A 21716-nucleotide genomic window follows, 5' to 3' on the forward strand; every position below is an offset into this window, starting at 1 on the left:
TGCGATGATGTTTCTGTATCAGGTTTGCGCGGCCTTGCCCGGCGCGGCCGGCTTGACCGGCGTGGACACGACCTTCTTCTTTGCCTTCTTCGACTTCACGCCGAAACTCTCCGTCAGGCGATCGAGGATGATCGCGAGCAGCACCACGCCGAGTCCGCCTTCGAAACCGATGCCGATATCGAGCCGCTGAATGCCGCTCAGCACGTATTCGCCGAGCCCGCCCGCGCCGATCATCGAAGCGACCACCACCATCGACAGCGCCATCATGATGGTCTGGTTCACGCCTGCCATGATCGAAGGCAATGCATTGGGCAGTTGAATCTTCCAGAGCAGTTGCGCATCCGTGCTGCCGAACGAGCGGCCCGCTTCGAGCAATTCCTCACGCACTTGCCGGATGCCGAGCGTCGTCAGGCGCACCACCGGCGGCATCGCGAACACGATCGTGGCGATCACCGCGGGCACGCGGCCCAGACCGAACAGAATGACCGCCGGAATCAGATACACGAAGGCGGGCATGGTCTGCATGAAGTCGAGCAGCGAGCGCAGCACCACTTCCACACGCCGGTTGCGCGCGCCCCAGATGCCGAGCGGCACGCCGATCACGAGACTGAAGAAGGTCGCCGCGACGACGAGCGCGAGTGTCGAAACCGTCTGCGCCCACAGGCCCATGTAGTTGATCACCCAGAGCGCCGCGCCGACGAACACCGCGAACACCACACCCTTTCTCCACAGCGCGAGCGCCATCAGAAGCACGAGCATCGCGATGAACGGCACCGCGCCCAGGCCGTCTTCGAGCACCTTGATGACCGCGCCGAGCGCGGCCGAGAAGGCGTCGAAACCGCCGCGAAAATGCGAGAAAAGAAAGTTGACCGCGTCTTCCGCGAACTTTCCAAAGATCGATGAATTCATGCTGCTCTCCGCTCCATGACCTGCTTGAGAATCGTGCGGCAAGACACCACACCCGCGAGTCTGCCTTGTTCATCCGTGACCGGGACGTCGTGTTCCTGACCGAGTGCGATGGCCGCGAGCTGATGCAGATCGGCCGTGAGCGGAACCGCCGCGACGTCGCGCAGCAGCGCATCGCTGATCGGCCGGCTGCCGCTCTTGTGCAGCGATGCGGGCGTCACGCAGCCCTGATAGCGGCCCGCTTCATCGCAGACGTAGCCGCATTCGGCGCCGCTGTCGATCAGGCTGTTCAGATAGCGCTCGGACGGCGCGCTCGTATTGCACGCGATGAGACCGCGCTCGACCTTCGTCATCAGGCTCGATGCTTCGAGGAAGCGCGAGACATCGACATTGCGGAAAAAGTCGCGCACGTAGTCATCGGCCGGAGACTGGATGAGTTCGGACGGCGTGCCGACCTGGATCAGGCGGCCGTCCTTCATGATGCCGATGCGCCCGCCGATCTTCACCGCTTCCTCGATATCGTGCGAAATGAAAACGATCGTGCGCTGCTCTTCCTTCTGCAGCCGCAGCAATTCGTTCTGCATCTCGAAGCGGATCAGCGGATCGAGCGCGGAGAACGCTTCGTCCATCAGCAGCACCGAAGGATTGACCGCCAGCGCGCGAGCCAGGCCCACGCGCTGCTGCATGCCGCCCGACAGTTCGCTCGGCAACAGCTTCTCGTACGAAGCGAGGCCGACGCGCGTCAAGGCGGCGCGCGCCACTTCATATCGATCAGCCTTCTTCTTGCCCGCGACTTCGAGGCCATAGGCAATGTTGTCGATGACGGAGCGATTCGGCAGCAACGCGAACGACTGGAACACCATCGCCATTTTTTCGCGGCGCACGGCGCGCAACTCGGGCATGCTCATCGGCGCGATGTCGCGGCCTTCGAGGATCACCTGACCGGAGGTCGGCTCGATCAGGCGGTTGAGCAGACGCACGAGCGTGGATTTGCCGGAGCCGGACAGGCCCATGATGACGAAGATCTCGCCGGCGTTGACGGCCAGGCTGACATCGTCGACGGCGACCATGTTGCCGGTCTGCGCGAAGATTTCGTTGCGGCCGAGGCCCTGGTTCAAAAGCTCCTGTGCGCGCTCCGGCTTGGCGCCGAAGATCTTCGAAAGGTTCCTGACCGTGAGAATCTCGGTCTGGGACACCGCGACCGAGCGCGACGGCGATACGGTTCCAGACTGCGAGGAAGCCGGATTCGTGACGTCGTTCGGTGCGAGAGTCAGGTTGGGAATCATCGGGGCATTCACCTGGCAAGTTCGAAAAGGGATTTGTCGCTGCCGGAACTTCCCGGCGTTCGTAGCGTTGAATGAAGCGTACATGTCCAATTTCGATCACCCACCGACATTTTCTGAGCACTTTCCGATACTTCTGGTAATGCAAGCGCGCGGTGCAGCCGATGCTTAACAATGGCGCATCGCTGCGTTATCGCGGGAGCGGTATGACTGGCAAGGCTTTGCGGGCGAGGGGCTGGCGCGCGAATGGCATTTGTCACGCGAGCTTACGGAAAGGACGCTAGGGAATGCCCCTAGATGGAGCCGGTTGGATAACTTTTTATGTGGTAAACACGCCGACGCCGCGCATGAAAACGCGGCGTCGAATACATCGAATCGGCAAGCGGATCAGCCGAAAGTGAAGCTATATGCCTGCGCGCCCGGATCGAGAAACTCGATCTCGAAGGTGCGATCCACCACGGCATCCGTCTGTCGCACGAGCTGATACAGACGCGCGCTCGTCACGACGCCGCTGCCATCGGCTGCAACATCGGCGCCGTGCGATGCGCCCGGCGCGGCGCCGTCGATCGTCACGCGAAAGCGCACCGGCTTGCCGTCGGCCGAAGGCGCGAGCACCAGATGCAGATCGCGCGCGTGAAAGCGATACGCGATGCGCGCCTGCGATGCAGCCGACACAGCCGCTTCCCCGCCGACGTTCCACTTCCCCGTGAGCGCCCAGTCGTTGAGCGCGAGTTGCGTCGGCAACGTGTAGCTTTCGACGGCATCGTGCATCACGCGCTGCGGCGACGCGAACCCTTGCGCCTGCCGATAGCCCACGTAGGTTTCGCCCGAGCCGATGTTGACCTCATCGGCCGCTGCCTGCGCGCCGCTGCCCTGCACCGCTTGCGCATCGCGCGCGGCGTTCGTCTTGCCGTTATCGGCGAGCAACTGGCGAATCGCGTCCTCCGCCTCGCGATATCCGCCTTCGCCGAAGTGATGAAAACGCACGCGCCCTTGCGCATCGACGATATAGAACGCCGGCCAGTACTGGTTGCCGAATGCGCGCCAGATGCCGTAGTCGTTATCGATCGCGACCGGATAGCCGATATGCAGATTCGCGAGCGCGCGCTTCACGTTGCCGGTATCGCGCTCGAAGCCGAACTCGGGCGTATGCACGCCGATCACGACGAGCCCGTCATCGCGGTAACGCTGCGCCCATGTCCTGAGATACGGCAAGGTGCGCAGGCAGTTGATGCACGAATACGTCCAGAAGTTGACCACCACGACCTTGCCGCGCAATTCATCCGTGGACAGCGGCGCGGAGTTGAGCCATGTGGTTGCGCCATCGAGCGACGGCAGCCTGCCTTGCACCGGCAGCGCGGCAGGCAACGAGACACGCATGATGGGCACTCGCTGCTGAGGCTGCTTCGCCTTCAGCACGCCGACGAGCCTGCTTTCGATGCCGTTCGTCGGTGCGCCGGGAATGAGCGCGAGCAGACGCGTATCGAGACCCGTCGCGATGGCGGCCACGGTCATCAGCACGAGCACGCCCATCGCGCGGCGCAGATGCTCGCCCACGCCGAGCGAACGCTTGAGCCGGTCGAGCGCGCGCCGGCCGAGGCTCGACGCCACCGCGAGCGAACTCGCCGCGCCCGTGGCATAGGCGAGAAGCGCCGCCGCCGTGTGCCAGCTCGCGCCATGCAGCGCCGCGCCCGTGAGGATCACGCCGAGGATCGGGCCCGCGCACGGCGCCCACAGAAGGCCCGTCGCCGCGCCCAGCAGCGTCGACGAAGCGATGCGGCGCGTTGCGCCCTGCGTCTCTGAACGCGCGACGATGCGGTCCGCGAGCGACGACAGCGGACGCGTGAGCCGCGCGGCCACCGCTGGAAACAGCAGCGCCGCGCCGAACACCGCGAGCGTCGCGAGCGCGATCCAGCGGCCGTACTGGCTCAGTTGCGCGGCCCCCGCGAGACCCACGACGCCGATGCCCGTCAGGAGCGCGAACGTGCCCGCGAGTCCGGCGAGCAACGGCAGACGGTCCGTGAGGAAAGGCCGGTCCGAGCGCGCGAACACGAACGGCACGACCGGCAGGATGCAGGGACTCAGCACGGTGAACACGCCGCCGAGAAAGGCAATGACGATGAGTGACATGAGATCGGTCTTCCTTGAAGAGCGGTTGATGTCACGTATTTCAGCGCCTTCATGTATCGCGGAAATGTCGGAAACGATGTGCCGTGCAACGTCGTGTATCGCCCGCGTGGCCAGATACATGGCGATACAAACGGGACACGCGCGCGATACATCAGCGCGTTTCAATACGCTCCAATGTCAAACCGAAAGGAGAACCCGTCATGTTCGATCGTCTCAAGATCGCGGCCGTCGCCACTGCAATGGTCGCCGCGCTCGGCGCCGTCGCCGCACTTACCGCCTTCTCTTCGACGGGCGCCGCGGCCGGCGTGACAGCGACGCAGCAGAGCGGCGCACAGGCGCCCGACTTCGCCGGCATCGACAACTGGTTCAATAGCGCGCCGCTCGATCTCAAGCAGTTGCGCGGCAAGGTCGTGCTGGTGGATTTCTGGACCTTCGATTGCATCAACTGCGTGCATACGCTGCCGCACGTGAAGGACCTGTATGCGCGGTATCGCGACAAGGGGCTCGTCGTGGTTGGCGTGCATACGCCCGAGTACACGTTCGAGCGCGATACCGGCAATCTGAAGAAAGCGATCGCGAAACATGGAATCGAATATCCGGTCGCGCAGGACAATCGATACGCAACGTGGAACGCGTACAACAACCAGTATTGGCCCGCGCTCTATCTGATCGATCAGAACGGCAAGATCGTCTACACGCACTTCGGCGAAGGGCAATATGCGCAGACCGAAGAAGTGATTCGCGGGCTGCTCGGATTGAGCGGGAAACAGGGCTGAATTGAGAAGCGCGCCACGAGTGGCGCGCTTTGCTTTGCGATTTATCCCTGCCGCGCGATGACGCCTTGCGCGTCCGTATCGCGTGTCGAGCCCTTCGCCGGGCGACCCGCCCAATAGCCCGCGAGCATCGATCCCGACAGGTTGTGCCAGACCGAGAACAGCGCGCCGGGCAACGCTGCTATCGGCGTGAAATACAGCTTGCCGAGCGTCGCCGCGAGCCCCGAGTTCTGCATGCCGACTTCGATCGCGAGCGTGCGGCAGACGGCTTCATCGAAGCCGAGCAGACGGCCGCCCCAATAGCCGCCCAGCAGCCCGATGCCGTTATGCAGCACCACGCCCACCGCAACGACTAGGCCCACCGATGCGATGCTCTTCTGCGTGCCGCCGACCACTGCCGCGATGATCAGCAGGATCGACACCATCGACACGAGCGGCAGCGCCCATTCGATCTTGCGCACGAGCTTGCCGAACAGATGATTCACGACCAGGCCGATGACGATCGGCAGCGCGACGATCTGCACGATGCTCATCAGCATGCCGTGCACGTCGACGACGATCGACGCATCGACATAAAGACGCGTGAGCAGCGGCGTCGCGAACACGCCGACGAGCGTCGACAGCGCACTGATCGTCACGGACAACGCGACGTCGCCGCGCGCGAGATAGATCATCACGTTCGACGCCGTGCCGCTCGCGACGCTGCCGACGAGCACCATGCCGGCGGTCAGATCGGGCGGCATGCGCAACGCCTTCGCGATGACCCATGCGGCGAGCGGCATCACGAGGTAATGCAGGACGATGCCCGCGACCACGGGCGCGGGGCGCGTGAAGACACGCCTGAAGTCGTCGATGGAAAGCGTGACGCCCATCGACAGCATGATGATCGTCAGAAGCGTCGTGACGTGCGGCGCGATGCCTGTCACGGATGAAGGCGCGGCGTAGGCGGCGATGGAAACCAGCACGGCCCAGAGCGGGAACAGGCGGGTGATGCGGGCAAGCATGAAAGGCGATCCTCGAAAGTCGTAGCGTGTCGTGTGTTTCAGCGAAAACATGCCTTCGTGGGGCGCATGCCGGTCCGCGATGCCGGCGCGCGCGGGTCACGCACGCGTTCGGCCAAATGGCGGGCAGGCGCGGCATTTTACCCGGCGCGCGGCTGGTATTCTGGAATCGCTTAACTTCTGCCCGGCTTCGCGACTCATTCGCAGCTAACTTTGCGGCGGCATCATGCGCGTCAAACAACCGATTCGAAGGAGATGATCATGACGCCGATCGCCATCATCCAAGGCACGCCGAGCTGGGTCTGGCTGCTGCTCGCGTTTCTGGCCTATCGCGGATTCAAGGCGACGCAGGCCAGCACCACGCCGTTGTCGAAACTCGCGATCATCCCGCTGATTTTCGCGGGCATGGGCATTGCACACCTGGTTTCGGCGCCGCTCGCAGGCTGGGACGCGGTTGCCGCATGGATCATCGGGATGGGCGCGGGCATCGCGGGCGGCGTCTATACGGCGACCCGCACACGCTTCATCGTCGATCCGATCGCGCGCACCGTGATGCTGCCGGGCTCGTTCCTGCCGCTGGTGCTGATCGCCGCCACGTTCATCGCGAAGTTCTGGCTCGGCTTCGAGCTGGCGACGGTGACGAATCTGTCGGCGCTCGCAATGTACGTGACAATCGATGCGGCCGTGTCCGGCATCGTCGCGGGCATGTTCGCCGGACGCTTCTTCACCTGGTGGAAGACGCTGCACACGCTGCGTGCGTCCTGGGCGTGAACCGGAATGCCGTCACACTTGTTACTCCCGTCGGTCCATTTTCAGGTGCAGACTGATTCACGGCAAACAACGCGGAGGTTGAAGGCCATGACAGCATCAGACGAAAAGGGAACGACGGGCGCGCAGAGTGAAATGCGTACACCGGCAGTCGTATCGAAAGACGAATGGGAAGCGGCGCGCGATGCGTTGCTCGTGAAGGAAAAGGCTCACAGCCGCGCACGCGACGCGCTCGCCGCCGAGCGCCGCCGCATGCCGTGGATGGCCGTGAAGACGGACTATCAATTCGAAGGCCCTGACGGCAAGATCGGCTTGCTCGACCTCTTCGACGGCAGGCGTCAACTGATCGTCTATCGCGCGTTCTACGAACCCGGCGTGTTCGGCTGGCCCGAGCATGCATGCCGTGGCTGCTCGATGGTCGCCGATCAGGTCGCGCATGTCGCGCACCTCAACGCGCGCGACACGACGCTCGTGTTCGTATCGCGCGGGCCGCAGGAGGACCTCGCCCGTCTGAAGGCGCGCATGGGATGGGACATTCCGTGGTTCACGCTGACGGACAGCTTCGATACCGACTTCGGCGTGGACGAATGGCACGGCACGAACGTGTTCTTCCGCGACGGCGACCGCGTGTTCCGCACATACTTCCTCAACAATCGCGGCGACGAGCAGATGGGCAATACGTGGAACTATCTCGACATCACGCCGCTCGGCCGGCAGGAGCTTTGGGAAGACTCGCCTGAAGGCTATCCGCAGACGCCCACGTACAAATGGTGGAACTGGCACGACAGCTACGTGGCCGACGCGCCGCCCGACAAGAAATGGGTCGAGATCTCCACCGCCGGCGAAGCGGCGTTCCGGGAAGAAAGCGCGAAAAAGAAATTGTGAGGCCGGTCATCGCTGATGCATGAACGTCAGCCATTCGCCGACGATCGCTTCGGGCGCGTCCTCCTGCATCAGATGCCCCGATCCGGGCACACGCGTGAAGCGCGCGCCCGGAATCAGCGACGCCAGTTCGACGCCGCGTTCGACCGGTATCCATTCGTCATCCTCGCCCCAGAGAATCGACACGGGACACGTCAGTTCGCCGTAGCGCGATTGCACCTCATCTGTATAACGCTGATCCATCTGCGCGATCTGCCGATAGAACGCCGCCTGCCCCTGCTCGCCCGTCCACGGCCGCGTGTAGATGCGCAGCGTGTCTTCCGCCAGGCGCCGATGCGCCGCGCCTTGCAGATACGCATCGAGCATCGCCTGATGCATGTATGGCGGCACGCCCGCGAACGCGGCTTCGTGCTGTCGCACATGACGCACGAACGGCGAACCCCAGGGCGCGACGGCGACCGGATCGACGAGCATCAGCGAACGATAGGCGCAGCCGTTCAGCAGCGCCGCCCTGAGCGATGTCGCGCCGCCGAAGTCATGTGCGAGCACGTCGGGCGGCGCGCCGTTCCAGTCGCGGCTCCAGTGGCCGATCAGCGCCGCGAGCAGGCGATTCTGCACGCCGAGCGACACGTCCTGTCCCTCGCGCATGGCCGATTCTCCGTAGCCCAGCAGATCGAAGTAATGCACGCGCCTCGACCGCGCGACGACCGGTGCGATGCGCCGCCATACCTGCGATGAAAATGGCGTTCCGTGCACCAGCACGAGCGGCGCGCCTTCGCCGATCACGCCGAAGCGCACCGGTTGACCTTCGAAATCGAAATCGTGATCGAGCGGCAATGCATGTTTCGTTTCACTCATGGCGTATCCCTTGAATGGCGAATGATGAGGATACGCCGCACTTGACCATCGCGCCGCGCTCTCTTATATTCTTCATTAGCTATATAACCGATCGGCCATCGAATCGCATGCGTGAAGACGACTTGAATCAGGTATTCGCGGCGCTCGCCGATCCCACGCGACGTGCCATCGTCGCGCGGCTCGCGAGCGGCGAAGCCACCGTGAACGAACTCGCCGAGCCGTTCGAGATGACACAACCGTCCATCTCCAAGCATCTCAAGGTGTTGGAGCGCGCAGGCCTGATCTCGCGCTCGCGCGCCGCGCAGACGCGTCCCTGTCGGCTCGAACCTGCTGCGCTCAGCGAAGTCGCGAATTGGGTCGACGCGTATCGGTCGCTGTGGGAAGCGAGCTTCGACCGGCTCGACGCGTTTCTGAAGACCACCGCAAAGATAACGCCTAAAGGAAAAAAACATGCCGCAAAGTAACGACACGGCCGCCGCCAGCGTGGCCTTCGAGATGAACCGCGTATTCGATGCGCCGCGAGAACGCGTCTGGCAAGCCTGGAGCGAGGCGGATCAGATCTCGCGCTGGTGGGGTCCGAAAGGCTGCACGCTGGAACTACGTCGCTTCGAGTTCCGTCCCGGCGGCTTCTTTCATTACGCGATGCAGTTCGCCGGCGCACCCGCAATGTATGGCCGCTTCAACTATCGCGAGATCGTGGAGCGTGAGCGCATCGTGTGGCTGAACTCGTTCGCGAACGAAAACTGCGGCATCGCGCGCGCGCCGTTCAGCGAGGTATGTCCGCTGGAGATCGAGAATTTCGTGACGTTCAGCGATCAGGACGGTAAAACCCTGGTCGCGCTGCGCGCCACGCCTTTTGGCGCGAGTGCGGAAGAACAGCGCTATTTCGATGACTTGCGGCCATCGCTCGAACAAGGATATGGCGGCACGCTCGATCAGCTCGCCGACTTCCTGCGCGGCCCGTGAAGGGCCGCGCTGCCTCGCCTCAGCGCAGGTTCGTGCGCGCAAGCTCGACGATTTCATCGCCGCGCCCGCTCAGAATCGCGCGCAACATGTAGAGGCTGAAGCCCTTCGCTTGCGACAGCTCGATGGTCGGCGGCATCGCGAGTTCGTGCTTGGACGTGACGACATCCACGACCGCCGGCCCCTTGTGCGCGAACGCTTCGCGCAGCGCGTTCTCAAGCTGCTCGGATTCTTCCACGCGCACCGACCAGATGCCCGCGCCCTTCGCGATTTGCGAGAAGTCGGTCTTGCTCAGATCGACATTGGTGTCGAGATAGCCGCCCGCCTTCAGCTCCATCGACACGAAGCCGAGCAGGCTGTTGTTGAACACGACGACCTTGATCGGCAAGTCGAGCTGCACGGGGGAGAGAAGATCGCCGAGCATCATCGACAACCCGCCGTCGCCGGATAGCGACACCACTTGCCGTTGCGGTTGCGCGGCCTGCGCGCCGAGCGCCTGCGGCATCGCATTGGCCATCGAACCGTGATTGAACGAACCGTGCAACTGGCGCTTGCCGTTCATCGTCAGATAGCGGGCGGCCCAGAGCGTCGGCGTGCCGACGTCCACGGTGAAGATCGCGTCGTCCGCCGCGATTTCATCGACGAGCTTCGTCAGGTATTGCGGATGAATCGGACGGCCCGGCGCGGACGGCGTCGCGAGGTCGTCGAGATCCTTGCGCGCGGTGGCATAGTGCTTGAGCGCGTTCTCGAGGAAACGGCGTTCGTCCTTGCGTTGAAGCTTTGGCAGGAGCGCCGTCAGCGTCTCCTTGATGGTGCCGACGAGCCCCATCTCCAGCGGCGCGCGGCGGCCCAGTTGCGAGCCGCGCCAGTCGATCTGCACGATCTTCGCCTGCGGCGGATAGAACGGGCGATACGGAAAATCGCAGCCGAGAAGTAGCAGCGTGTCGCAGGACATCATCGCGTGATAGCCCGAACTGAAGCCGATCAAACCGGTCATGCCGACATCGAACGGATTGTCGTATTCGATGAACTGCTTGCCACGTAGCGCATGCACGACCGGCGCGCCGAGCGTATCGGCGAGCGCTACCACTTCGTCGTGCGAGCCTGCCACGCCGCTGCCGCACATGATCGTCACCGCTTCGCAGCCGTTCAGGAGCGCCGCGAGCCTTTCGAGATTGCCATCCGACGGCACGATCGCGCCCGGAGCGCTCGCCGTCCAGCGCGGCGGCTCGCTCGGGCCCTCGCTCAATGCGATGTCGCCCGGCAGCACGATCACCGCGACGCCGCGCTGATCGATCGCCGCGCGCATCGCGCGTTCCAGCACGCGCGGGAACTGCGATGCATTCGTCACCAGTTCCACGAAGTGACTGCACTCCCTGAACAATTCCTGCGGATGCGTTTCCTGGAAGTAGCCGAGCCCGATCTCCGTCGATGGAATGTGCGCGGCAATCGCGAGCACCGGCTGGTGATTGCGATGGCAATCGTAGAGGCCGTTGATCAGGTGGAGATTGCCCGGCCCGCAACTGCCCGCGCACACGGCGAGCTTGCCTGTCGCGGCGGCGTCCGCGCCGGCCGCGAAGGCGGCGGCTTCTTCGTGGCGCGTATGCATCCAGCGGATCGAGCCGACGCGCTCGAGACTGAATGCGAGCCCGTTCAGGCTGTCGCCCGTGACGCCCCAGATACGTTCCACGCCCGCTGCGGCAAGTGTTTTCGCGAGATAGTCGGCATTCGTACTCTTGGCCATGATGCTTCCTGTGATGAAGAGGCAGTCCAATGAATGACGGATCGCGCGCGATAGAGCACAGCGGCGCGCCCCCGTGATGGCTCAATGCATGCAGGATTCAAAATGCAGGGGGAAGTGTACGCCGGAGCAATGCGGGCTGTCTTGAACCCCGCTGAGCGGCCGGTTCCGCGCATGGCGTTGCGCCATGCGCGCGAGGCATTTTTAATACCTTGTTCCTGGCGAAATCACGCGCCCTTGCGCACGCTGTCCGGCAAATCACGCCCGTGATACTTCTTGTAGATCGTGTTCAGATTGCCGCTTTTCATGTTCGTGCCGACCCAGTTGTTCACCCATTCCTTCAGGCGCGGCTGATCCTTGTTCATCGCGATGCCGAGATCGAAGGTCTTCTGCTCGAACTTCATCTCGATGTTGCGTTGCGGCGCGCGGTCCTGCATTTCCTTCAGGTTCGAAGGCGTGCTCGAAAAAATGTCGACCTGACCCGTGACCATCGACGTGATGAGCGTCGCGTCGTCCTCGTAGCGCTGGATTTGCGCACCCTTCGCCTGTTGGGTCGTGAGCGTGTCGTTCACTGTCGCGCGCGTGAGGCCGATGGTCTTGCCGTCGAGGTCCGCGTAACTCTTCACGCTGGCCGACTTCACGCCGCCGACGATGATCGAGATCACCGCATACGGGTTCGAGAAATCCACCACTTTGGCGCGCTCGGGCGTAACCGACAGCGAGGAAATCACGAGGTCCGCGCGCTTTGCCTGCAGCGTCGGAATGCGCGCGGCATTGGTGATCTGCACGAGTTCGAGCTTCACGCCGAGATCCTTCGCGAGCGCGGTGGCGGTATCGACGTCCGAGCCCGCCGGCTTCAGGTTCTGGTCCGCATAGCTGAAGAGCGGCGTGCCGATCGCGATCGCGACGCGCACGACGCCTGCTTTCTTGATGTCGTCGAGTTCATCGGCCATCGCGCTGTGGATTGCGCCTGCCATCATCAGGGTTGCGAGTGCCGCGCGTGCAATGATTGTCTTCGCTTTCAAGTCGAGTCTCCGTCGTTATCGATGTTGATGTTGATGTTGCTTTGAATCGATGCCGGGGTATCACAGTCCGTTATCGAGGAATGCGCGCAATTCGGGTGTGCGGGGTGCGTCGAGCATGCTGCCGTCTCCCACTTCCCATACCTTGCCCTGATGCATGTAGATGATGCGGTCGGCCACGCGCTTCGCGAAGGCCATCTCGTGTGTGACGAGCAGCATCGTCATGCCGTCGGCCGCGAGGTCTTCCATCACCCGCAGCACTTCGCCCGTCAGTTGCGGGTCGAGCGCCGAGGTCACTTCGTCGAACAGCATGACCTTCGGCGACATCGCCAGTGAGCGCGCAATCGCCACGCGCTGCTGCTGTCCGCCCGACAACTGTTCGGGATAGGCGTCGGCTTTCTGTCCGAGACCGACCTGCTCCAGCACGTTCATCGCGATGCGTCGCGCTTCGTCGCGCGACATCTTCTTCACGTGACGCAGCGCGAGCATGATGTTCTCCTCCACCGTCAGATGCGGAAAGAGGTTATAGCTTTGAAACACGATGCCCACTTCGCGGCGCAACAGATGCAGATCGACCTTCGGATCGTCGACGCGAATGCCGCACACTTCGATCTCGCCCTGGTCGATGGTTTCCAGACGATCGATGCATCGTAAAGCCGTGCTCTTGCCCGAACCGCTCGCGCCGATCACGGCGATCATTTCGCCCTTCTCGATCTCGAAGGACACGCCCTTGAGCACGTGATTCGAGCCGAAGCTTTTGTGAATATCGCCGACCTTAACGATTGCTGACATTGAGCTTGTTCTCCATCGATTGGCTCCAGCGCGAAAGCGGATAGCACAGTACGAAATAGAAAGCGCCGACCAGTCCGAAGATGAGGAACGGCTGGAAGATCGAGTTGTTGATGATTTGCCCCGCGCGGGTCAGTTCGACGAAACCGATCACCGAAGCGAGCGACGTCATCTTGATGAGCTGCACGAGAAAGCCGACCGTCGGCGGCAATGCGAGACGCATCGCCTGCGGGATGATCACGAGGCGCAAGGTCTGCCAGCGCGTGAGCGACAGGCACTCCGACGCTTCCCATTGCGGCTTCGGCATCGCTTCGATACAGCCGCGCCAGATGTCGCCGAGATAGGCGCTCGAATACACCATCAGCGCGAGACCGGCCGCGACGAGCGCGGGCACCTGATAGCCGTACACCGACAATCCGAAGTACACGATGAAAAGCAGGATCAGCAGCGGAATGCCCTGAATTGCCTCGATATAGACAAGCGCGGCGCGCGAGAGCCACACGCGCGGCGAAATGCGCGCGAGCATCACGCAAAAGCCGCCGATGCCGCCGAGCGCGAACGCGAGCACGGAAAGCACCAGCGTCCAGCCGATCGATTGCACCAGATAGATCAGGTGCGCCGACGTGAATCCGCCGCTCATGCCGCACCTCCCGGAATGACGGTATCGATGCGCTGCGGATCGGGCGGCGTCTTGCCCGCACGCTTCGCGGCGAGACGAATCGCGCGGCGGCGCTTGAAGAGATGCTCGCCCACGGCCCACGCAATGAGCTTGATGATCAGCGACAGCACGAGATACAGCACCGCGACCACGATGTAGGTTTCGAGCGAACGAAACGTATCGGACTGCACGGTGTTGGCGACCGCCGTGAGCTCCTCCGCCGAAATCTGCGAGGCGATCGCCGAGGCCTGCATCATCAGCAGAAACTGGCTCGTCAATGCGGGATACACCTTTTCGATCGAAGGCTGCAGCATCACATGCCAGCCGATGCGCCACTTCGGCAACCCGAGACACTCAGCGGCTTCGATCTGTCCACGCGGCACGGATTCAAGCCCCGCGCGAATGATCTCGGCTGCGTAGGCGCCGATGTTGATCGTCATCGCAAGCGCGGCGGCCGCGAAGGTCGGCATGCGCAAGCCTATGCTCGCGAGACCGAAGTACAACAGAAAGATCTGCACGAGGAACGGCGTGTTACGCACCGCCTCGATGTAGATGATGCAGATGCGCGTGAGCACCGGCAACTTCGCGCGCTTGGCGAACGCGACCAGCATCCCGAGGATCAGCCCGAAGAACACGGCCACGCAGGTCATCTTGAGCGTGAGCCATGCGCCTAGCAGGAACGTCGGCCAGTACGGCCATAGCGGCGAGAAATCAAGAGAAAACATGACGGCGAATGTCCCTGTGAGGTCTGGTCGCGTCTTTCAACGTGACCAAAACTGGATGTATGACGACATACCATGAATGCCGTGATACTGCATGTTGCATGCATTAAACCGGGTCGAACGGGCCTGTCGTCGTGAACGTGCCGCCTTGCAATACGGCCACCGGATCGGTGGGCGCGGGCGGCGGCGTCGCCTCGATCTTTGCGCGGAACGGCTCGGACGAGTCGTGCGGCACGAAGCCGAGATGCGCGGCGCAGCGGTTGTCCCACCATGTGTGCGCATTCGCGGACATACCGAAAACGATAGTGTGTCCGACATCCGGCGTGAACAGGCTGCGGCGCAGCAGATCGTGGAAATCGTCGTAGCTCATCCAGCTCGCCATCATGCGGCGGTCCTTCGGCTCCGGAAACACCGAGCCGATGCGGATGCTCACGGTCTCGATGCCGTAACGGTCGAAGTACATCTGCGCCATGTCTTCGCCGAACGATTTGGACAGGCCGTAGTAGCCATCGGGACGCTTGCGCGCGGTGGCATCGATTCGTTCGTCCTGCCGATAGAAACCCGTGACGTGATTCGAACTCGCGAACACGATGCGCTTCACGCCTTGCCTGCGCGCCGCTTCGTAGAGATTGAATACGCCCTTGATGTTCGCTTCGAGAATCTCCTCGAACGGTCGCTCCACCGATACGCCGCCGAGGTGGATGATCGCGTCGCAATCCTTCGCGAGCGCATCGACGGCCTGCCGGTCGGACAGATCGCACGCGACGACTTCTTCGTGAGGGGCGGCGTCGCCGCTCAGTACGCCAGGCAGGTCGGAAATGCGCACGCGCCGCGCGAATTCAGCGACGCGATGCCGGATCGCCTGACCGATTCCGCCCGCGGCGCCGGTCAGCAGCAAGCGGTCGAATTGCGCGAAGTCGCACGTTGATAGCGTGCCGTTTTGTTGTTCCATCGAGTTGTGTCTCCAGCGAGATCGGCTAGGGATTACCCTGCACGCATCTTCTTGTACGTTGTCATATCACTGCATGACGCATATCATCATTTACCGACCGATTTGTCAATGTGTGTAAAACCCCTTCCAACGAGAACGCCGTGACGCTATCGCCCGATCTTCCCGCTGATGCATCCACGGCTTTTGCTGGCGCGCGACGCAGCCTTACCGCGCAACTGGTGGATGCATTGCGCTCGCAAATCGATACCGAGGAATTGAAGGCCGGCAGCCGTCTCGCGACCGAAGCGGAAATGGTGCAGCGCTTCGGCGTGAGCCGCACCGTGGTGCGCGAGGCGCTATCGCGATTGCAGGCAGCGGGACTCGTGGAGACGCGGCATGGCATCGGCACCTTCGTGTGCGAGGCGGGAACGTCGCCGCTCTTGCAGCTCGATCCCGCCGATGTCGCGGGCTCTATCGATGCGCTGGCGATTCTCGAATTGCGCATCAGCCTCGAAACCGAAAGCGCGGGACTCGCCGCCATGCGTTGCGACGCCGCCCGTCTTTCGACGATGCGTTCGGCGCTGACCGATTTCGCGCAGAGCGTCGGCCATGCAACGGATACGGTATCGCCCGATCTGCGTTTTCACATGGAGATCGCGCACGCGACGGGTAACCGATATTTCGTCGAGATCATGGAGCATCTCGGCGCGCGCATGATTCCACGCACGCGTATCACCGCGACGCCGATTCCACGCGATCAATACGCGGAGTATCTGATGCGCGTGAATCGCGAGCACGAGCAGATCGCGGATGCGATCGAACGCGGCGATGCCGATTCGGCACGCACCGCGATGCGTTTGCATTTGATCAATAGCCGGGAGAGGTTGCGGCGGGCGCAGGCTGCTTCCGAATGAATGCGTGGCAAGAACCGTTTATCGACAGTCCCTGCCACGGATACGAAGGCTTCAACGAGCCGCCATCTCCACCTCGCCGCCATCGGCATCATGCGTGCCCGCAATCGTCTCCATCGACGAATCGTGATGCAGCAGCAGCACCGCCGCTACACCGACCATGCCTGCCCCCGCAAGGCACAGCAGACCCGCTCCGAAGCCACCGGTGCTGTCCTTGATCCAGCCCATCGCATACGGGCCGAAAAAGCCCGCGAGATTGCCGAGCGAATTGATCGCCGCGATACCGCCGGCAGCAGCCGCACCCGACAGGAACGAAGCCGGCAGCGTCCAGATCACCGGCAGGCAGCCGAAGATGCCGAAGCCCGCGATCGACAGCGCGATCATCTTCATCACCGGGTTATCGAGTCCCGCCGAAGCCGCGATGCCGCCCGCCGCCACCATCAATGCAATCGCGACGTGCCAGCGGCGTTCGAGCTTGCGATCCGAATGGCGGCCCCACAACACCATGCTGACCACGCCGACCGCATAAGGCAGGGACGTGACGAAGCCGGTCTGCAGATTGGTGAGACCGAAGGCCTTCACGATCTGCGGGAGGAAGAAGCTCAGGCCATAGTTGGTCGCATTCGCGCCGAAGTAGATCAACGCGATGGCCAGCACGCGCGGATTGAGAATGGCCTCTTTCACGCTGAACGCGTGCACGGATTCACGATGCGCCCGCTCCTGCGCCTGCCGGTTGACGAGCCAGTCCCGCTCTTCCTTCGCGAGCCAGTGCGCATCCGAGGGCCTGTCGGTCAGATAGAAGTACACGACGAAGGCGAGCAACAGCGCGGGCACCGCTTCGATCAGATAGAGCCATTGCCAGCCCTGCATGCCGCCCAGACCATCCATCTGCAGGAGCGCGCCGGAGATCGGCCCGCCGATCACGGTCGACAACGGAATCGCCGCCATGAAGTATCCGACGACGCGGCCCCGATACTTCGCCGGGAACCACAAGGTCAGCAGAAAGATGATGCCCGGAAAGAAGCCCGCCTCCGCGACGCCGAGAAGAATGCGCAAGCCATAGAACACATAGGCATTCGATAGCCCGGTCGACTGCGCGATGTGCGGAATCCAGGCCATCGCCGCCGCGAGAATGCCCCACGTGAACATGATGCGCGCGATCCAGCGACGCGCGCCGAATCGTTCGAGCAGCAGGTTGGACGGAACCTCGAAAAAGAAATAGGCGATAAAGAAAATGCCGGCGCCGAAGCCGAACATGCTGGCGGTAAAGCCAAGTGCCTTGTTCATCTGCAAGGCGGCGAACCCGACGTTGACGCGGTCGAGATATGCGATGAAGTAACACAGGATCAGGAACGGCACGAGGCGAACCATCACGCGCTTCATGGTGCGAGCTTCAAGGTCCATCAATGTCTCCTCCGGATTAGAGAATCAGTCGATCGCTGAGTACTTTGAGGTACCTGCGGAGACTACTCTTTACCGAGAAACTACAGCATTGGTGTTTGACCTTGGTATCGGTTCCGAAGCGGCACGTGTCCATCGATACGAAACGCGCCAATGCAGTGCATCAGCGCGCATTCATCCCAGACTGTGCGTAGAAATGGCCCGATCGTCGAAGTTTATGCGACCGGTAACAGACCCGCGTAATCCGGCTCCGGTAAGCCTTGCACGCCGGGGTTCAAAGCGAACAGGTAGCCATCGTCCTCAGTGGCATTTGTTGCCGGACGAATCGTCGTGACGTAGAGCGTCTTCAGGTCGCTGCCGCCGAACGCGCACATCGACGGCTTGCTCGCGGGCAATGCGATCTCCCGGTCCAGCTTGCCTTGCGGCGTGAAGCGCAACAGACGTCCCGCATCGTTGGCGCAGGTCCAGTAACAGCCATCGGCATCGACGGCCGCGCCATCGGGGCGGCCCGTATAGTGATGCAGATCGGCGAACACGCGTCGTGCGCCCGGCGTGCCGGTGTCGGGGTCGAAGTCGAATGCCCAGATCAGGCGCCGTTGCGGATGCGAGTCCGACAGATACATCGTCCTGCCATCGGGCGACCAGGCAAGGCCGTTCTGGGTGATCAAACCATCGACGACGGGCGCCGACAATGCGCCGTGCTCATCGAAGCGATAAAGCGCGCCGGCCGGACTCGCGAGCGACATGTCCTGCACCATCGTGCCGGCCCACAAGCGCCCTTGCCGGTCGCAACGGCCATCGTTGAAACGCATGCCCGACGCCGGAAAAACAGGCGCGGCGAGCTTCACGGCGCGCGCTTCGTGCGTACCGGAGAGCGTCACGCCGAACATCCCGCTCTCCATGCCGGCGACCACGCGCCCCGCCGCATCGAACGCAAAGCACGCGACCTGTTCGGCGAAGGCCCATTCCTGACGACGCGCGCTTTCGATCTCCAACCGCACGATGCGGCGCGCCGGGATATCGACCCAATACAGCGCGCCCTCTTGCGCGCGCCATACCGGACATTCGCCCACCGTCGCGCGACCGCCCGCGTCGAGCCGCTCCGCGCGAATCGCTGCGCTCATCGCTTGCGCTCCATCGGCTCGCCGAGCACGAACGGTCCGCCCTGGAAGCGCTGCGCGGGGTCATCGCGATCCGCGGTCGGGCCGGACACCGGGAACAGCCCGTCGAACTTCGCCGAGCTGTCTTGCGGATTGAAGCCGAGGAAGCCCGCCTTCGCGTTGTCCCACCACTTCACGGGATTGTCCGACACGCCATACACGACCGCATGACCGACGCGATTCGTGAACAGCGAACAGCGCACGAGTTCGATGAAATCCCGGAAGCTCAGGTACGTGACGAGCATGCGCGGATTCTTCGGCTCCTCGAACGACGAACCGATGCGCAGGTTCACTGTCTCGATGCCGAAACGGTCGAAGTAATAGCGCGACAGCGATTCGCCGAAGCATTTCGTCACGCCATACAGACTGTCCGGTCGATGCGGCGAATCCGCGTCGAGCACTTCGGTGACCGGATGAAAGCCGATTGCATGGTTCGAGCTTGCGAACACGATGCGCTTCACGCCGTAACGGCGCGCCGCTTCGTAAATGTTGTACGTGCCGCGAATATTCGCTTCGATCAGATCGTCGAACGGCGCGTCGATCGAGATGCCGCCCAGATGCACGATCGCATCGACACCTTCGACAAGCTGCATCACCTTCTCGCGATCCGCGAGATCGACGGCGCTCACCTCTTCATGGCTCGCTGCATCGTCGAGCGGAGAGATGTCGGAGAGCCGCACGACATCGGCCCATTGCGCGAGCGGGCCGCGCAACTGACGGCCCAGATTGCCGGCCGCGCCGGTCAGAAGCAGGCGCTTGAAAGGCTTGCCCGCTGCGTTTGGCTGATTCATCGAGACTCCTGTCCAATACGTGGATGAATACGTTGAAAGCAAAAAGGAAGAAAACGTTTTCGAGATCGCGGCGATCGGTCGCACAGCCCGCCGATTGTCGCTTGGCATGCAAAAGGCCGCATGCAAAATACAGGATGCTATGTCATTGTTTCCTGATTTTCTGCGACAATCCGTTAACACGCGAAAACGTTACCCTCCTAATGAAGAAAATTTCCCCGACCATTCGCGACGTCGCCGCCGCAGCAGGCGTATCCGTCGCAACCGTGTCCAAGTTCATCAACGGCGCGCAGCGTTTCTCCGCGCCCGTCGAAGCCAAGCTGAAGGAAGCGATCGATTCGCTCGGCTACCGCTCCAACCCGCTTGCGCGCTCGATGATCACAGGCAAGACGCGCACCATCGGCATCACGATCCTCGACATCAGCAACCCGCATTTCACGCATGTCGTGAAGGGCGCCAACCGCATCGCGCTGCGGCACGACTACACGCTGCTGCTCGTCGATATCGACGAGAACCAGGCGCGTGAACGTCCGCTCATCGAAGCGCTCGCGCAACGCGTGGACGGCCTGCTCGTCAGCTCGCGCCTCGCCGACGATGACGCGCGCTGGATGCTCGACCTCGACAAGCCGGTCGTGCTGCTGCGCAACGCGGAACTGCCGATTCCGAGCGTCGGCATCAACAGCCGGCTCGCCACTTACATGCTCACGCGTCACTTGCTCGATCTCGGGCATCGCCGCATCGCCTATCTCGGCTTCGAGCATGCGCGCATCAACGATGAACGGATTCGCGGCGCGCGCGAGTGTCTCGCCGAAGCGGGCCTCGAACTCGACGTCTACGAAGCCCACGCACCGACTTCGCTCGCGGGCGAACAAGCCTGCTCGCGCGTGATGCTCGGCCCGAAGCGCCCGCAGGCCGTGATCTGCTACAACGACCTGATCGCGCTCGGCTTCATGAAAGAAGCCGCGTCGCTCGGCATTCGCGTGCCGCAGGACGTGTCGGTGACCGGCATCGACAACGTGCCTTACGGTGCGTACGCCGCACCGGGCCTGACCACCGTCGACATTCAGAGCGAGAAGATGGGCGAACTGGCGATGCAGAAGCTCATCGACGCCCTCGCCGGCCATCCCGATCCGGGCAACTCCATGTTCGAGCCGCGGCTCATCGTGCGCGAATCGACTGCCGCCGCCGCATGACGCGCGCCGCGCCGCCTGCAGGTTGCGAGTGCTGGCGGCGCGGCGCATGGCGATGTGAATGACCGGTTGAACCGTATTACGCTTCGAGCTTCGCCGGCGTCATCTTCGGCGTGAGCAGGTGCATGATCCCGAAGGCAATCAGATACGCCGAAGCGCCGATCGCGAACAGCACCCAGTAGTGACCCGTGCGTTGCAGCACCTGACCGATCACTTCCGAGAACAGCACGCCGCCGATCGAACCGGCCATGCCGCCGATGCCGACCACCGCGCCCACCGCACGACGCGGGAACATGTCCGAGGCCGTCGTGAAGAGATTCGCTGACCAGCCCTGGTGCGCCGCCGCCGCGAGACCGACGATCGCCACCGCGACCCACAGATTTTCCGCTTGCGACACGAACGCGATCGGCAGCACGGCGCATGCGCAGATCAGCATCGCGGTCTTGCGCGCCGCATTCACGGTCCAGCCCTTGCTAAGCAGCGTCGAGGAAATCCAGCCGCCGCCGATGCTGCCGACGGTGGTGATCGCGTAGATCACGACCAGCGGCAAGCCGATGTGCTGCATGTCCATGCCGCGCGATTCGTTCAGCCACTTCGGCAGCCAGAACAGATAGAACCACCACACCGGGTCCGTCAGGAACTTGCCGACGATGAACGCCCACGTCTCGCGCTTCTTGATGAGCACCTTGAAGCCCGGTGCGCCTGCTTTCGCGTTGGCGGCATCGGCGGCGCGGGTTTCGTCGCCTTCGTTCGCGAGATCATCTTCTTGCGCGCTGCCGTCCGGCTGGCGATACATGAAGAACCACACGACGAGCCACACGAGACCGATCGCGCCGACG

Annotated in this window: 22 protein-coding genes; 7 read left to right on the plus strand and 15 right to left on the minus strand. The window is 62.9% G+C overall.

Annotated elements, in window-relative coordinates; all coding sequences use genetic code 11:
* Positions 1-18: 18 nt before the first annotated feature.
* The 3 genes from AWB80_RS28895 to AWB80_RS28905 all read right to left on the minus strand — a co-directional run bounded on the left by AWB80_RS28895 (position 19) and on the right by AWB80_RS28905 (position 4319).
* Entirely contained in the window at positions 19-909 is an 891-nt protein-coding gene (locus tag AWB80_RS28895) for an ABC transporter permease (RefSeq protein ID WP_061178100.1), read from the minus strand.
* Positions 906-2192: a quaternary amine ABC transporter ATP-binding protein gene (locus AWB80_RS28900; RefSeq protein ID WP_061178101.1), complete on the minus strand. Its 1287-nt coding sequence runs from the start codon at positions 2190-2192 to the stop codon at positions 906-908. Before AWB80_RS28900 ends, AWB80_RS28895 begins: the two co-directional genes overlap by 4 nt.
* A gap of 384 nt (positions 2193-2576) precedes the next feature.
* Positions 2577-4319: a cytochrome c biogenesis protein DipZ gene (locus tag AWB80_RS28905; protein ID WP_061178102.1), complete on the minus strand. Its 1743-nt coding sequence runs from the start codon at positions 4317-4319 to the stop codon at positions 2577-2579.
* 200 nt (positions 4320-4519) lie between these two features.
* Between AWB80_RS28905 and AWB80_RS28910 the strand changes: the two genes are divergently transcribed.
* On the plus strand, positions 4520-5095 hold the full coding sequence (locus AWB80_RS28910) for a thioredoxin family protein (RefSeq protein ID WP_061178103.1): 576 nt from the start codon (positions 4520-4522) through the stop codon (positions 5093-5095).
* A 41-nt stretch (positions 5096-5136) separates the two neighbouring features.
* On the opposite strand, the gene panS is transcribed toward AWB80_RS28910, so the two are convergent.
* Positions 5137-6096 carry a ketopantoate/pantoate/pantothenate transporter PanS gene (gene panS, locus AWB80_RS28915; RefSeq protein ID WP_061178129.1) on the minus strand — a complete coding sequence of 320 codons (960 nt, stop codon included), beginning with the start codon at positions 6094-6096 and terminating at the stop codon, positions 5137-5139.
* 258 nt (positions 6097-6354) lie between these two features.
* Here panS and AWB80_RS28920 point away from each other — a divergent pair, with 258 nt between their 5' ends.
* Both AWB80_RS28920 and AWB80_RS28925 read left to right on the plus strand, forming a co-directional pair.
* Positions 6355-6864 carry a DUF6622 family protein gene (locus AWB80_RS28920; RefSeq protein ID WP_061178130.1) on the plus strand — a complete coding sequence of 170 codons (510 nt, stop codon included), beginning with the start codon at positions 6355-6357 and terminating at the stop codon, positions 6862-6864.
* An 87-nt stretch (positions 6865-6951) separates the two neighbouring features.
* Positions 6952-7746 (plus strand): DUF899 domain-containing protein, encoded by a 795-nt coding sequence (locus tag AWB80_RS28925; RefSeq protein WP_061178104.1) that lies wholly within the window; start codon positions 6952-6954, stop codon positions 7744-7746.
* Positions 7747-7752: 6 nt separating this feature from the next.
* Here the strand turns inward: AWB80_RS28925 and AWB80_RS28930 are convergent, their stop codons facing one another.
* Complete coding sequence (locus AWB80_RS28930) at positions 7753-8601, minus strand: alpha/beta fold hydrolase (RefSeq protein ID WP_061178105.1); 849 nt, start codon at positions 8599-8601, stop codon at positions 7753-7755.
* Positions 8602-8708: 107 nt separating this feature from the next.
* Between AWB80_RS28930 and AWB80_RS28935 the strand changes: the two genes are divergently transcribed.
* Positions 8709-9065, plus strand: a complete 357-nt coding sequence (locus AWB80_RS28935; protein ID WP_061178131.1) for an ArsR/SmtB family transcription factor — start codon at positions 8709-8711, stop codon at positions 9063-9065.
* Entirely contained in the window at positions 9052-9567 is a 516-nt protein-coding gene (locus tag AWB80_RS28940; RefSeq protein ID WP_061178106.1) for an SRPBCC family protein, read from the plus strand. The genes AWB80_RS28935 and AWB80_RS28940 overlap by 14 nt, the downstream gene beginning before the upstream one ends.
* Before the next feature lie 19 nt (positions 9568-9586).
* Here the strand turns inward: AWB80_RS28940 and poxB are convergent, their stop codons facing one another.
* From poxB to AWB80_RS28970, 6 genes are all read right to left on the minus strand, one after another.
* Positions 9587-11308 (minus strand): ubiquinone-dependent pyruvate dehydrogenase, encoded by a 1722-nt coding sequence (gene poxB, locus AWB80_RS28945; RefSeq protein ID WP_061178107.1) that lies wholly within the window; start codon positions 11306-11308, stop codon positions 9587-9589.
* 224 nt (positions 11309-11532) lie between these two features.
* A complete protein-coding gene (locus tag AWB80_RS28950) occupies positions 11533-12330 on the minus strand; it encodes a transporter substrate-binding domain-containing protein (protein WP_061178108.1) in 798 nt (265 codons plus the stop codon).
* Between the two features lie 60 nt (positions 12331-12390).
* Positions 12391-13119 carry an amino acid ABC transporter ATP-binding protein gene (locus AWB80_RS28955; protein ID WP_061178109.1) on the minus strand — a complete coding sequence of 243 codons (729 nt, stop codon included), beginning with the start codon at positions 13117-13119 and terminating at the stop codon, positions 12391-12393.
* Positions 13103-13756 carry an amino acid ABC transporter permease gene (locus AWB80_RS28960; protein WP_061178110.1) on the minus strand — a complete coding sequence of 218 codons (654 nt, stop codon included), beginning with the start codon at positions 13754-13756 and terminating at the stop codon, positions 13103-13105. The genes AWB80_RS28955 and AWB80_RS28960 overlap by 17 nt, the downstream gene beginning before the upstream one ends.
* On the minus strand, positions 13753-14499 hold the full coding sequence (locus AWB80_RS28965; protein ID WP_061178111.1) for an amino acid ABC transporter permease: 747 nt from the start codon (positions 14497-14499) through the stop codon (positions 13753-13755). The genes AWB80_RS28960 and AWB80_RS28965 overlap by 4 nt, the downstream gene beginning before the upstream one ends.
* A gap of 103 nt (positions 14500-14602) precedes the next feature.
* The gene (locus tag AWB80_RS28970) at positions 14603-15448 is read right to left on the minus strand and encodes an NAD-dependent epimerase/dehydratase family protein (RefSeq protein ID WP_061178112.1); all 846 of its coding nucleotides are present in this window, start codon (positions 15446-15448) and stop codon (positions 14603-14605) included.
* 140 nt (positions 15449-15588) lie between these two features.
* Here AWB80_RS28970 and AWB80_RS28975 point away from each other — a divergent pair, with 140 nt between their 5' ends.
* Positions 15589-16341 (plus strand): FadR/GntR family transcriptional regulator, encoded by a 753-nt coding sequence (locus AWB80_RS28975; RefSeq protein WP_061178113.1) that lies wholly within the window; start codon positions 15589-15591, stop codon positions 16339-16341.
* Positions 16342-16392: 51 nt separating this feature from the next.
* Here the strand turns inward: AWB80_RS28975 and AWB80_RS28980 are convergent, their stop codons facing one another.
* The 3 genes from AWB80_RS28980 to AWB80_RS28990 all read right to left on the minus strand — a co-directional run bounded on the left by AWB80_RS28980 (position 16393) and on the right by AWB80_RS28990 (position 19690).
* On the minus strand, positions 16393-17742 hold the full coding sequence (locus AWB80_RS28980) for an MFS transporter (protein WP_061178114.1): 1350 nt from the start codon (positions 17740-17742) through the stop codon (positions 16393-16395).
* Positions 17743-17954: 212 nt separating this feature from the next.
* Positions 17955-18863 (minus strand): SMP-30/gluconolactonase/LRE family protein, encoded by a 909-nt coding sequence (locus tag AWB80_RS28985; RefSeq protein ID WP_061178115.1) that lies wholly within the window; start codon positions 18861-18863, stop codon positions 17955-17957.
* On the minus strand, positions 18860-19690 hold the full coding sequence (locus AWB80_RS28990; RefSeq protein WP_061178116.1) for an NAD-dependent epimerase/dehydratase family protein: 831 nt from the start codon (positions 19688-19690) through the stop codon (positions 18860-18862). The genes AWB80_RS28985 and AWB80_RS28990 overlap by 4 nt, the downstream gene beginning before the upstream one ends.
* 134 nt (positions 19691-19824) lie before the next feature.
* Between AWB80_RS28990 and AWB80_RS28995 the strand changes: the two genes are divergently transcribed.
* Positions 19825-20880, plus strand: a complete 1056-nt coding sequence (locus AWB80_RS28995) for a LacI family DNA-binding transcriptional regulator (protein ID WP_244206771.1) — start codon at positions 19825-19827, stop codon at positions 20878-20880.
* Positions 20881-20956: 76 nt separating this feature from the next.
* Here the strand turns inward: AWB80_RS28995 and AWB80_RS29000 are convergent.
* Positions 20957-21716 (minus strand): MFS transporter (locus AWB80_RS29000; RefSeq protein WP_143328151.1); only part of this gene is annotated, 760 nt, incomplete at its 5' end.

Source organism: Caballeronia pedi (assembly GCF_001544915.2).
Classification (GTDB): domain Bacteria; phylum Pseudomonadota; class Gammaproteobacteria; order Burkholderiales; family Burkholderiaceae; genus Caballeronia; species Caballeronia pedi.

Excerpts from the sequence above, each read along its gene's own strand:
- panS (WP_061178129.1), bottom strand. The coding sequence starts at position 6,096 with ATGCTTGCCCGCATCACCCGCCTGTTCCCGCTCTGGGCCGTGCTGGTT.
- AWB80_RS28940 (WP_061178106.1), top strand. The coding sequence starts at position 9,052 with ATGCCGCAAAGTAACGACACGGCCGCCGCCAGCGTGGCCTTCGAGATG.
- AWB80_RS28970 (WP_061178112.1), bottom strand. The coding sequence starts at position 15,448 with ATGGAACAACAAAACGGCACGCTATCAACGTGCGACTTCGCGCAATTC.
- AWB80_RS28985 (WP_061178115.1), bottom strand. The coding sequence starts at position 18,863 with ATGAGCGCAGCGATTCGCGCGGAGCGGCTCGACGCGGGCGGTCGCGCG.
- AWB80_RS28995 (WP_244206771.1), top strand. The coding sequence starts at position 19,825 with ATGCTATGTCATTGTTTCCTGATTTTCTGCGACAATCCGTTAACACGC.
- AWB80_RS28900 (WP_061178101.1), bottom strand. The coding sequence starts at position 2,192 with ATGATTCCCAACCTGACTCTCGCACCGAACGACGTCACGAATCCGGCT.
- AWB80_RS28930 (WP_061178105.1), bottom strand. The coding sequence starts at position 8,601 with ATGAGTGAAACGAAACATGCATTGCCGCTCGATCACGATTTCGATTTC.
- AWB80_RS28895 (WP_061178100.1), bottom strand. The coding sequence starts at position 909 with ATGAATTCATCGATCTTTGGAAAGTTCGCGGAAGACGCGGTCAACTTT.
- AWB80_RS28920 (WP_061178130.1), top strand. The coding sequence starts at position 6,355 with ATGACGCCGATCGCCATCATCCAAGGCACGCCGAGCTGGGTCTGGCTG.
- AWB80_RS28980 (WP_061178114.1), bottom strand. The coding sequence starts at position 17,742 with ATGGACCTTGAAGCTCGCACCATGAAGCGCGTGATGGTTCGCCTCGTG.
- AWB80_RS28990 (WP_061178116.1), bottom strand. The coding sequence starts at position 19,690 with ATGAATCAGCCAAACGCAGCGGGCAAGCCTTTCAAGCGCCTGCTTCTG.
- poxB (WP_061178107.1), bottom strand. The coding sequence starts at position 11,308 with ATGGCCAAGAGTACGAATGCCGACTATCTCGCGAAAACACTTGCCGCA.
- AWB80_RS28910 (WP_061178103.1), top strand. The coding sequence starts at position 4,520 with ATGTTCGATCGTCTCAAGATCGCGGCCGTCGCCACTGCAATGGTCGCC.
- AWB80_RS28925 (WP_061178104.1), top strand. The coding sequence starts at position 6,952 with ATGACAGCATCAGACGAAAAGGGAACGACGGGCGCGCAGAGTGAAATG.
- AWB80_RS28960 (WP_061178110.1), bottom strand. The coding sequence starts at position 13,756 with ATGAGCGGCGGATTCACGTCGGCGCACCTGATCTATCTGGTGCAATCG.
- AWB80_RS28965 (WP_061178111.1), bottom strand. The coding sequence starts at position 14,499 with ATGTTTTCTCTTGATTTCTCGCCGCTATGGCCGTACTGGCCGACGTTC.
- AWB80_RS28955 (WP_061178109.1), bottom strand. The coding sequence starts at position 13,119 with ATGTCAGCAATCGTTAAGGTCGGCGATATTCACAAAAGCTTCGGCTCG.
- AWB80_RS28935 (WP_061178131.1), top strand. The coding sequence starts at position 8,709 with ATGCGTGAAGACGACTTGAATCAGGTATTCGCGGCGCTCGCCGATCCC.
- AWB80_RS28905 (WP_061178102.1), bottom strand. The coding sequence starts at position 4,319 with ATGTCACTCATCGTCATTGCCTTTCTCGGCGGCGTGTTCACCGTGCTG.